Source organism: Paenibacillus sp. Soil787 (assembly GCF_001429545.1).
Lineage (GTDB): Bacteria > Bacillota > Bacilli > Paenibacillales > NBRC-103111 > Paenibacillus_E.
The window spans coordinates 81,021-92,982 of record NZ_LMSP01000003.1 but is presented as its reverse complement, the minus strand read 5'-3'; the positions used below and the strand labels follow the sequence as shown (position 1 = coordinate 92,982).

General features: G+C 40.3%; 8 protein-coding genes. All 8 read left to right on the top strand.

Annotated elements, in window-relative coordinates; translation table 11 throughout:
* The first annotated feature begins 21 nt into the window (after positions 1 to 21).
* Positions 22 to 933, top strand: coding sequence for an ABC transporter permease (locus ASG93_RS06575; protein WP_056830084.1), 912 nt, complete (start codon positions 22 to 24; stop codon positions 931 to 933).
* Positions 934 to 947: 14 nt separating this feature from the next.
* Positions 948 to 1,823 carry a carbohydrate ABC transporter permease gene (locus tag ASG93_RS06570; protein ID WP_056830082.1) on the top strand — a complete coding sequence of 292 codons (876 nt, stop codon included), beginning with the start codon at positions 948 to 950 and terminating at the stop codon, positions 1,821 to 1,823.
* Between the two features lie 44 nt (positions 1,824 to 1,867).
* Positions 1,868 to 4,396 carry an alpha-mannosidase gene (locus ASG93_RS06565; protein ID WP_056830080.1) on the top strand — a complete coding sequence of 843 codons (2,529 nt, stop codon included), beginning with the start codon at positions 1,868 to 1,870 and terminating at the stop codon, positions 4,394 to 4,396.
* On the top strand, positions 4,386 to 5,312 hold the full coding sequence (locus ASG93_RS06560; RefSeq protein ID WP_056830078.1) for a dihydrodipicolinate synthase family protein: 927 nt from the start codon (positions 4,386 to 4,388) through the stop codon (positions 5,310 to 5,312). The genes ASG93_RS06565 and ASG93_RS06560 overlap by 11 nt, the downstream gene beginning before the upstream one ends.
* Positions 5,313 to 5,603: 291 nt before the next feature.
* Entirely contained in the window at positions 5,604 to 7,940 is a 2,337-nt protein-coding gene (locus ASG93_RS06555) for a helix-turn-helix transcriptional regulator (protein ID WP_056830076.1), read from the top strand.
* Between the two features lie 60 nt (positions 7,941 to 8,000).
* Positions 8,001 to 9,596 (top strand): extracellular solute-binding protein, encoded by a 1,596-nt coding sequence (locus ASG93_RS06550; protein ID WP_056830074.1) that lies wholly within the window; start codon positions 8,001 to 8,003, stop codon positions 9,594 to 9,596.
* A 510-nt stretch (positions 9,597 to 10,106) separates the two neighbouring features.
* Positions 10,107 to 11,048, top strand: a complete 942-nt coding sequence (locus tag ASG93_RS06545; protein WP_056830071.1) for an ABC transporter permease — start codon at positions 10,107 to 10,109, stop codon at positions 11,046 to 11,048.
* Positions 11,049 to 11,052: 4 nt separating this feature from the next.
* Positions 11,053 to 11,946 carry a carbohydrate ABC transporter permease gene (locus tag ASG93_RS06540; protein ID WP_056830353.1) on the top strand — a complete coding sequence of 298 codons (894 nt, stop codon included), beginning with the start codon at positions 11,053 to 11,055 and terminating at the stop codon, positions 11,944 to 11,946.
* The last annotated feature ends 16 nt before the right edge of the window (positions 11,947 to 11,962 follow it).

Sequence of the window (11,962 nt, the reverse complement as noted above, 5' to 3'; positions counted from 1 at the left end):
TCCCGGAAGGAGTGGAGATATTTGACACCAGCTGTTGAGATTAAAAAGAATATCCGCAAGAGCATGCCACTGTATCTCATGTTTTTATTGCCGTTTGCCTATTTTGTTATTTTTCACTATGCACCTATGGTTGGGAATCTGATGGCATTTGAAGATTATTCGATCGTCAAGGGTTTCTTTCATAGCCCGTGGGCAGGGACGAAGTATTTTCGCCAATTTCTGACGGATCCGAATTTTTGGCAAGTGGTTCGCAATACAGTGCTCATCAACCTGTATTCACTCATTTTTTATTTCCCATCTTCTCTCGTGTTCGCTTTATTGTTAAACGAGCTGCAATTAAAAATTTTCAAAAAATTTATTCAAAGCATCACGTATGTTCCGCACTTTCTGTCTACCGTTGTAGTCGTAGGTATGCTGGTTAACTTTCTCTCCATCGATGGTCTCATTAATGAAGTGATTAAGCTTTTTGGCGGGGAAGCGAAGACATTCATGTCCATGCCGCAGTGGTTCCGAACTATTTATGTCGGCTCTGAAATTTGGCAAGGTATTGGTTGGAACTCTATTATTTATTTGGCGGCATTGACCTCTATCGATCCACAACTGTATGAGGCGGCGACGATGGACGGGGCAAATCGATGGCGCAAATTGCTTCATATTACACTGCCTGGGATTTCAACCGTTGTTACGATCATGCTGCTTTTGACTGTGGGTAAAATGCTTTCGGTCGGATTTGAGAAAATTTTATTATTGTACAGTGGTCCCACTTATGAAACCGCAGATGTTATCCAAACATTTGTTTATCGTCGAGGGTTGATTGACAGCGACTTTAGCTTCGCTGCGGCTGTGGGTATTTTCCAATCTTTACTGGCCTTTGCGCTCGTCATATCTGCGAATCAAATTGCCAAAAAAATAAATGGATCAAGATTGTTCTAGCGGAGGGGATTGAGATGCGAAGTCGTAACTTTTCTTATTTCGATACGATTAACATAATTTTTATGCTGGCTATGATCTTTGTTACCCTGTATCCGCTTTATTATATGGGAATCATATCGATTAGCTCCGGGTCATCGGTTAGCAGCGGCGAAGTGTTTTGGCGACCTATAGATATTAATTTTAAAGCATATAGTGTTATTTTTAATGATCCCGCCATTGTGCGCTCCTACGGAAACACCATTTTTTATACGGCCGCTGGTGTGCTTATTAATTTGGCGATGACGGCTCTTTGCGCATATCCTTTGTCGCGTAAGCATATGTATGGGCGCTCATTTCTTGCTTTGTTTGTTGTATTCACCATGTTCTTCGATGGTGGTCTCATCCCGCGCTATATGGTGGTTCATGCGTTAGGAATGGTCAATACGATTTGGGCCATATTAATTCCGACTGCGATCAATGTTTTCAATATGATCTTGATGAGAACATTTTTTGAGGATATTCCAGAAGCACTGCATGAGTCTGCGATCATGGACGGCGCTGGAGAATTTCGAGTTTTCACAAAAATTGTGCTGCCACTTTCTTTGCCTGTCATGGCCACAATGTTTCTTTTTTACGCGGTGGCTCACTGGAACAGCTTCTTTCCTGCACTCATTTACTTAAATGAGAAGAATCTATACCCGATGCAAATCATTTTGCGCAATATCGTCATTTCGGGAGATATGGCTACACAATCCGCGCAGCTTGGCGCAGCAGAAGCGGGGCTGGCCGTCATGACGGAAAATATTAAATATGCTTGTGTCTTCGTTGCTATCTTGCCCGTGCTTGTCATTTACCCGTTTGTGCAAAAATATTTTGTGCAAGGAGCCATGCTGGGATCTGTTAAAGGTTAAAGGTTAGAGGTTTCAAATTATCATAATGCGTGATGGGGGATAACATGACTATTGAAACGAAGCTTCATTTAATCGGAAATGCTCATTTGGATCCGGTTTGGTTATGGCGCTGGCAGGAGGGGTATGCGGAGATCAAAGCGACTTTTCGTTCTGCTTTGGATCGATTGAATGAGTTCCCTGATTTTGTATTTACATGTGCTTGCGCGTCTTATTACAAATGGGTTGAAGAGAATGCTCCCGAGATGTTTGCCGAAATTAAGCAGCGAGTTGCCGAAGGACGCTGGGTCATTACAGGCGGTTGGTGGATACAACCGGACTGCAATTTGCCATCGGGCGAATCATTTGCTAGGCATAGCTTATATGGACAACGGTATTTTATGGAGAAATTCGGTGTAATGGCGAAGGTCGGCTACAATGTAGATTCTTTCGGTCACCACGGCATGATGCCACAGTTGTTGAAGCAAGGCGGAATGGACTACTACGTTTTCATGCGCCCTGGGGCACATGAGAAGACATTGCCGCACGATTTGTTTTGGTGGGAATCGGAAGATGGCAGCCGTATTATGACATTTAGGCTCGCCGACAGCTACGGCAATTGGGCGAGCAATGGAATGGAAGATAAGCTAATGAGCCACAGAAATATGGCAGTAGCAAGCGGTCATGCCTTCATGTCTTTCTATGGCGTTGGTAATCACGGCGGGGGGCCGACAATTGAGAACCTTAAGCTCATCCATGAGATCCAAAAGAGACCTGGATTAGGCGACATTCAGCTAAGCTCTCCTAATCATTATTTTTCAGAAATGAGGAAGATGGATCCGGATATCCCTGTGATTAAGGATGAAATGCAGATGCATGCCGTCGGTTGTTACTCAACACACTCGGAATCAAAGGCCACTAACCGCCGAGTGGAGCACCGGATGCTGACAGCCGAGAAATTTGCTACACTTGCCAATTTGACGCTTGGTTTACCGTATCCGTCAGAAGCACTTAATCGGGCTTGGGAAAATGTCATGTTCAATCATTTTCATGATATTATGGGCGGCTGCAGTATAAAGGAAGCTTACGACGATGTTCAGGAATTTTATGGTGAAGCGTTAAGCATTGGAGCAAAAGCGATAAACGCTGCTACTCAAAAGATTTCTTGGTCGATTAATACGATGATACCGGGTGTGAAATCCTTAAGCAAGGAGAAGGACTGGCAGCTTTGGGAGCAAGATGATCTTGGTTCACCTCTTGTGGTTTTTAACCCATTATCGTGGGAAGTGGAGGCACCTATTGGAATTAACAAGAAGCTTGCAGGAGTGACCGATGCAGCAGGGAGGCCCCTGCCTATTCAAACCATCAGGGGATCCCGGACAAATACCAATGATAAATGGGATACTTTAATCACGGGTCGAATTCCGGCTTTTGGCTATCAGGTGTATTGGGTATACCGCGATAAAGCTTGCGATCCGATGGAGCCGAAAGGTTCCGCTCGGGCTGAGGGTTGCTTCTTAGAGAATAATAAGCTATTCGTTGAGCTCGATCCAGATACTGGATATATCAGACATGTCATTGACAAGCTTAACGGTTTTAGAGAAGTATTGGCTGGAGACGGAGCGGTGCCAATCGTCTTGGATGAGAGCCACAGCGATACATGGGGACACGGTCTGACACAGTATCGCGATGAATGGGGATGTTTTTGTAACGCAGAGTTGAAAGTGCTTGAAACGGGGCCTCTACGGGCGTCGATTAGGGTAATTAGTCATTTCGGAAATTCTGTCCTTCGTCAGGATATAAGCTTATTACATGACAGTTCCGACTTGCATGTCAAGGTAAGGCTTGATTGGAGAGAACAGCATAGGATGCTTAAGCTTGCCTTTCCTGTAAATGTCGAGCAGCCTCGTGCAATGTTTGAAATTCCGTACGGCTTCATTGAACGTCCGGGCAATGGAAACGAGGTGCCTGGACAAATGTGGGTGAATGTATCGGGTAATGAACCTGGTACAGCTGCGGGAATTGAACCGTCAGTAATATTCGGACTTTCTCTGATCAACGATACAAAATACGCTTATGATGTTCTAAACAATGAATTAAGGATGACCGTAGTAAGAAGTCCGATTTATGCTGATCATTTTGGCGAACGAGATGAACAATCGGAATATATGGATCAGGGCGTACAGGAGTTTATATACATACTCTCGCCTCATGCCGGCTCGTGGCAGGATAGCGGCGTTGTACGTAAGGCATACGAATTACATACTCCGCTGCAGCAGGTATGGGAAACGTACCACGAAGGCAATTTACCGCAAGTTTCCGAGGGAATTGTGATTTCTGCCGAAAATGTTGTAGCTGTGGCCTTTAAACCGGCTGAAGACGGGAATGGGTGGATTCTACGCTGTAATGAAACTAACGGAAGAGAAGTAGAGACAGATCTATTCATTCCATCCTTGAAACGAAGTTGGCGAAGTACCTTTGGCAAATGTGAAATAAAAACTTTTTTTATACCTGCAATACAGCATGAGCCCATCAAGAAAGTGAATTTTTTGGAAATGAAAAATATCAATGAGAGAGAGATGTCAAATGAAGATTAATAACCCTAACGGCGTATGGCCAACCATGATTACCTTATACAAGGAGTCTGGAGAAATTGATTTTGATGCGATGGGACGTATGGTTGAATGGTTTATTCAAAACAAGGTTGACGGATTATTTGCTGTATGCCAGTCTAGCGAAATGTTCTTTTTGAGTTTGGAAGAGCGTGTGAAGCTTGCCGCTTTTGTCGTGGAGAAGGCAGCGGGAAGGGTTCCCGTCATCGCCTCGGGACATATTTCCGACTCGCTTGAAGACCAGGCTAGAGAATTGACAGCGATGTCAGAAACTGGAGTAGAGGCCGTAATCCTGATTTCGAACCGATTGGCAGGAGCGGATGAGTCCGATGACATATGGAAGGCTAATGCTCAAAAACTAATGGAACAGCTGCCGGACCATATTGCGTTTGGTATCTATGAATGTCCATTTCCATATAAGCGTCTATTAACACCATCAGTATTGAAATGGTGTGCGGGTACAGGAAGATTTTTCTTCTTGAAGGATACCTCTTGCGATGTGGAGATGATCAAAGAAAAACTGGAAGCGATTAAAGGATCCCCTTTAAAGCTTTACAATGCCAATACAGCTACCATTTTGGAAACCTTGAAGCTGGGAGTTGACGGTTACAGTGGAGTCATGGCTAACTTTCATCCAGACCTGTATGCTTGGCTTTTGCATAATTGGGAAAAGCAGCCTGAAGAAGCGCAGCGGTTAAGTGATTTACTAAGTGTAGCTTCATTTATTGAGCGGCAGTTGTATCCGATAAACGCTAAATATTATCAGATGAAGGAAGGAATCAGTTCGAATTATCGCTCGCGTGCGAGAAATTATGATGAGTTTACAGCCACGAATAAAATGGAAGTCGATCAGCTATACCGTCTTTCCAAGGAGTTATCTAAGCAATTCTCAGTTGTCTAAAAAACTAAGGCCACATATATGTCGCTCTACGAAGTAGGCGACTTGATGTGGCCTTAGTTCATGCTGAGCCTGTTACCTGATTCTGTGTAGTAGGACTTTAACAACGACAACAGAAGCACGGTGCAGATTCAAGATGTGATCATATGGGGTATCCATATAAATTGAAATTTTATAGTAGGAGGATTTAATATAATATGATTCGAATATTATAGAAGATAACTATGAAAAAGTTCCTCAGCCAATACATGAATTGGGATTTGTGGAAACAGGAGGAAGTGGGGGGGATTAAACTTGAATTGGAAGCATCTGAAGCAATCTTTGAATAAAAACAGGCTATTTTTTAAGATTCTACTTTATTTCATCTCTTTGTTAATTCCAATTGTCATTATTGGAATCATCTCCTATTTTAACGCAGATCAATTAATTAAGACGGATGCCTCTGAAAAGCTTACTGATAATTTGATTGCATCTTCCAAAACAATTGATATTTATTTAAGCATGGCTCAGGCAACCAATAACAGCTTGCTTCTCAGTGAGACGATACAGCAATATTTACGACCAGATTCATTACTTACAGATGATGAGAAAATCAAAATGCCATCGATTGTGAGATCAATTGCGGGTAATCGCAATCCAATCAGCCATTTTGTAGATAATATCTTTATTTTTGTTGATGATCAACGCGTTTATTTAAGTGACGGTATTGTTAATTTTGACATTTTTTTTGACAAATTTTATAAATTTGATGAGTACAATAAAGATTTCTGGCGTCAACGCTTACACCAAAGCAGCTTATTCGAATTACTGAAGCCTACAAAAGTGGTCAACTCTGATATGAATTCTTCCCGAGAGGTTATCCCGAGTATTACGACACAATATGTGAATGGGCATTTGGCAACGATGGTGACAACCATATCCATTCCTACGATCGTGGCTACGTTGCAAAATAACTCGATTTTCTCGGCTACCCAATATATTGTACTGGATAAAAATAATCAGATCATTTTACAAAGCAGCGAGTTAGATGAGAAAGCGAAACAGGAAATCGTAGCTGGATTTTCTTCGGAGGAGCGAAGTAACGGGGCGATTCAGATTGGCCAAGAGCAGAACTGGCTAGTTCAAACCACTTCCGATTATGGGTGGAAATATTTTTCTATTACCCCTGTGAACTCATTTAACCAGGAGTCTTCAAGTATTTTTAGTTTGATTATCTGGATATGCATTAGCTTACTCATTATTGGTGTAGCTTTTTCCTTCATATTTAGTGTTCGCTTATATAATCCGATCAAAAATATCAGAGATATTTTACAAAAAACTGAAAAGGTGGATGAATGGAACAATGATACACAACACAGCAGTGAACTTCAAAGGATCGGAAATAGCGTCAATCAATTGATACAACAGCATAAGGATGACAATATTAAAATCAATACATTTTCTGATGAAATTCTCGAGCAATTTTTCACGAATTTAATTAAAGGATATCGAGGGCCACAGCCTTATTCCGTTAACCAAATCTTAAATGAAATTGATTTTCACACAGGGGGTTATTTATGCTGCTGCTTCATGATTCAGTTTAGGGATAGATTTTATCGTGAGATTTTGGAAGCAGACCGTTTATTGATTTTGGAAAAGATGAAGAATGTGCTCTGGGGAATTATGAAAAAGTATGTGAATTGTTATTTGACGGAATATGAGCCCTACTTATATGTTTGCATGGTCAATTTGAAGAGTGAGGAAGACCGTGGGCAATTAGACCAGGCTTTAGAGATGATTAAACTGACCTTTGCCTATGACATGATTTATTGCGAATTAATTATTGGTTTAGGGAAGAAATACGATAAAATCGATGATTATTCGAAATCTTATAGTGATGCTATTACAGTCATAGATAAACGGACGGACTCATCCAAGATGGTCATTTTAGATGCGGCTCATTTTGTTATCGATCAGAATTATTATTATTCATTTCTCGATGAGAACAAAATAGTAAATGCTTTGAAATCAGGTGACATGGGTGGGTTGAAGGTAGAGCTGGAAGGAATCATTGGCTTGAATAAAGCAAGGGGTGTTTCTTATCACTATCTCGGGGCTTTGCTTGTGGAGTTCTACAATACGGGTAATCGCTATATTACGGAAAAGCGACTTAGTATTTATGATTTTCTTGATGTAAATGAACATGCTTTTTTGAGTCAAAAGGAGCTCTTACCGAGTGAATTTGATGGAAGATTGAAACTGATCTTTGAATTTTACGATAAAATTATCACAAAGACATTATATAAGCCTGAAAGCAAATCGGGCGCGGTTGTATCATTCATAACCGATTATATTGAGAATCATTATGAAAAGGACTTATATCTCGAGGTGATTGCAAACGAAATAGGACTGTCGGCCAAGTATGTGTCAAGAATGTTTAAAGAATCGACAGGGACGAATATTTCGGACTATATCAGTCTAATTCGGATTGCCAAAGCGAGAGAATTGTTAGCGCATACAGATTTGAAAATTAGTGAAATCGCAGATCAGATTGGCATATTCAGCCGTACAACCTTTCTACGTCTGTTCAAAAAGTATGAAGGCATTTCGCCGAATGAATATCGTAGTAGCCATGGAATCAAGCAGAAATAGGCTTGTTGCCTATAAAATAAAATTGCCAGAAACAAATCCAGATTATTAAGGAGGAACAACATGGTTATTAAAAAAAAAGGAATGTTAACCGTCTGCTGTTCAATGGCCTTATTGGGAAGTTTATTGGCAGGTTGTAGTAGCCTAGTCAAGCCAAATATTTCGACGCCAAAAGTATCATCAGTTCCTGCCAAACGGATAACGCTTTCATGGATGAGATATGAGCATTCTTCGCAAGCGTTAGATGTAAATTCGATAATTGTTCAAGAAATTCAAAAAAGAAAAAATGTGAAGCTTGAATTACGGAGTGTTCCACAAAGTAATTACGAGGATAAGAAGAAAACCCTAATTGCTACAAACTCTATACCCGATGTGATTATGGTTAATCAAAATGATCTTTCGAACTACGCTGATTCGAGTATTTTCCTAGACCTCACACCCTATCTGGATAAAATGCCGAATTTCCAAAAACTTATTGGGCAGAAGCCTGAAATCAATAAGACAAAAGTCGATGGCAAGTTATATGGCTTTCCTCTCGTAACCAAATGGAGCATGCAGTCTGGTCAGCTTCCGATGATTCGTACAGATCTGTTGACAAAGCTTAACTTAAAAACCCCAACAACCTATGATGAACTCTATCAGGTACTCAAAAAGCTTAAAGATGCTTATCCAGCCTCTTACCCTTTTACTAGCCGTGCAGCGAATGGTAAAACGGGAACAGAAAATTTGATCAATCCAATTGCTTTCGGTTTTGGCAGTGGATATACCAATATTACAGGTACTAAGATTTATTTTGAGCAAGCTACAAAGCAATATAAATTTGGTCCTTATTCACCTGAATTTAAAGATGCTATTACCTATCTTCATAAGCTTTATAAAGAAAAACTTCTTGATCCGGATTATTCCGTAGCAACCTCACAAACATGGGTGGAAAAATTAAGTACTGGAAAATCTTTCTTTTATCAAGATAACAATGGTTTCGGTGTAAACTTTAATAAAGCACTTCAGGCTAAAGAGCCAGATGCCAAGTTCGAATTGTTACCTGTAATGGCTAGTGTTAAGGGGGTTAAACGCAACAACGTATATCAACTTGATCATCTTGGTGAAATGTACGCAATCAGCTCCAAGGTGAAGAATCCTGAAGAAGTTATCAAGATTATTGACTGGATGTATGGAGACGAGGGGACAAATCTGACAAGCTTTGGTATAGAGAACGTTGATTATACACTTGCTGATGGCGAATATAAGATTTCTGAAGCGACGAAAGCGAAGTTTAAGGATAAACAAGATCCTTTCCGGGCGATGCAATCTGCACTTGGAACCGGCTACCTTGGCTTAGCACTTAATTCTGACGACCATCCTCTTATTCCTACTTCGGCACCAGAACTAATTAAGTGGTCTGAAAAGGCAACCAAGGATCTTGCTGATGGTATTAATTTCAGAGAAGTCAACGATCCTCCATTTAATAAAGAAGAACGTGAAAAGCTAAAACAGCTCCGCACACAATTAGATGCGCATTTAACTCTGAATATGGATAGATTCATTATCAATGATGGGGCATTGAATGATTGGGATAGTTTTATTAAACAATGCAAAGAAAAGGGCGCAACTGAAATTGAAACGATTTATAATACGGCACTCGCAAGAGTAAATAAATAGGACTGTTGCTATTCTATCAGAATAAACCATTTATCCCTTTGTGAAAAAGTACTTTATACTAGGTGCTATTCTAGGATCACTAAGGGGGTGAAAGGCAGCATTTTGTTGTATTAATATTACAAAATCAGGCACATAAAGTTTAGGAGATGGTGTGTAATGATTACGAAATCAGGGTGAAGCGCTATGTGATTGGTGTTGAGTAATTAAGCGTGGTGATTGATTATGAGGTGAAGCTAACCTGTAAAGATCGTTGATATAGTACACTTTTCGTTGGTTTGATGACTACCGCTACGCCCCCTCTCTTAATACAATTAACTTAGATTCCGAATAGGAATACACGAGAGGATGATGTCAATGCCTTATCAGTTTATGGTGGGCGTGCAATGGGGTGCGGAGTGGATGCCCGCAAAGCCGCGAGAAAAAGTCGTAGAAGGTCCCGCACCCGGTCGTACGAGGCCGATGCGGAATTATAAATTCCGAAGAAGTCAAATAATGAAATGAGGTGGGCTTATGTCAACGACCACTGAAAAAGTAACTAATGTGTCATTTATTTCAAAGTTTAAGTATGATTGGAAATGTAACCGCTTTATTTTGCTTATGTCGCTTCCAGGGTTAATCATGATTGCCTTGTTTGCTTATTATCCCATGGTTGGTGTCGTAACTGCTTTTCAAGACTACAGTTTGTTTTTAGGGATTAGAGGCTCTGAATGGATTGGCTTTGACAACTTTATGCGGTTTTTTAATGATCCAAACTTTTTTAGAACTATAAAAAACACGTTTGTTCTAGGTCTTTATAACTTGCTGTGGTCTTTTCCCGCACCCATTGTTCTGGCTTTGTTGATTAACGAAATGGTACATCCAAAAGTTAAGAGGTTTGTTCAAACCGCTACGTATTTACCTTATTTTATTTCTGTTGTTGTCATTGTGGGCATTATGAAATCCGTGTTTAGTGGTAGGGGTATTGTAAATGAATTGTTAGCACAAGTCGGTGTTGCCCCTATCCAATTTTTTAACGAATCCGATTTCTTTAGAAGCTTGTATATTGGCTCAGGTATTTGGCAGGGAGTTGGTTATTCCAGCATACTCTACTTGGCGGCTATTACAGGGATTGACACAGAAATGTATGATGCGGCTAAGATGGATGGCTGTTCTAGGTTTAAACAGATTTTTCATATTACCCTGCCCGGCATCCGCCCAACCATCATTACCTTGTTAATTTTAGCAGTTGGCCATATTATCAGCGTTGGATTCGATAAAATTCTATTAATGTATAGCCCTGCTACATATGACGTTGCCGATGTTATCTCTACTTATGTTTACCGTAAGGGTATTTTCGACCAAGATTATGGATTTTCAAGTGCTATTGGGTTGTTTAACAGTTTGGTTTCCGTTGTTTTTTTATTAGGAGCAAACTATTTTTCCAGAAAACACCTAGATGAAAGTTTATGGTGATGTCATGAAAAAGAATCCTAACAAAATTAAAGATTCAATAGAAGATCAGGTCCTTCTTTCCGTTGTGTACATCATTTTGGCTATTGTTGTACTGGTTATGCTTTATCCCTTTGCTTACGTTATGTCTGTGTCTATTAGCGATCCCGCAGAAGTACTTGCGGGGAAAGTTACTATTTTCCCAAAAGGTTTTGACCTAGGTGCATTCAAGACCATGATAGACCAACCTGTTTTTTTCGCGGCATATAAAAACACGATTGTGTATACTGCGCTTGGAACGTTTTTTACCTTGTTTTTCACAGCCATAACAGCATATCCACTTTCCAAAGATAAGTTTCAAATGCGTTCATTTATTTCCAAGGTGTACATTATAACCATGTTTTTTGGTGGCGGTATAATTCCAACCTATCTGGCTTATAAGTCTCTACATTTGATAAACACCATTTGGGTTATGGTTCTTCCGGGGGCGTTGTCCGCATGGAACATTATTCTCATGAGATCTTTCTTTAGGACTATACCGGAAAGCCTAAGTGAATCTGCTTACATGGATGGGGCCACTGATCCTCAAATTTTAGTAAAAATCATTTTGCCACTTTCCAAGCCAATAATGGCAACTATCGGCTTATTTACAGCTGTTGGCATTTGGAATGGATATTTCTCTGCGTTGCTTTACTTAAATGACACCGAAAAATATCCTTTGCAGATGATTTTAAGAAGTATTTTGGTAGCTGCAACCGTCAATCCAAGCGAAAAAGGGGCTTATGCTGAATTAACTCACTCGGCAACGGAATCTTTAAAAATGGCATCCATTGTCATCACTACTCTTCCTATTATGTGTATTTATCCTTTTATACAAAAGTACTTTGTCAAGGGTCTTATGGTTGGCTCAATAAAAGGATGATCAATAAAATTAATTA

Coding starts and splice junctions, on each gene's coding strand:
- ASG93_RS06550 (WP_056830074.1), top strand. CDS start 8,001: ATGGTTATTAAAAAAAAAGGAATGTTAACCGTCTGCTGTTCAATGGCC.
- ASG93_RS06540 (WP_056830353.1), top strand. CDS start 11,053: ATGAAAAAGAATCCTAACAAAATTAAAGATTCAATAGAAGATCAGGTC.
- ASG93_RS06560 (WP_056830078.1), top strand. CDS start 4,386: ATGAAGATTAATAACCCTAACGGCGTATGGCCAACCATGATTACCTTA.
- ASG93_RS06565 (WP_056830080.1), top strand. CDS start 1,868: ATGACTATTGAAACGAAGCTTCATTTAATCGGAAATGCTCATTTGGAT.
- ASG93_RS06570 (WP_056830082.1), top strand. CDS start 948: ATGCGAAGTCGTAACTTTTCTTATTTCGATACGATTAACATAATTTTT.
- ASG93_RS06545 (WP_056830071.1), top strand. CDS start 10,107: ATGTCAACGACCACTGAAAAAGTAACTAATGTGTCATTTATTTCAAAG.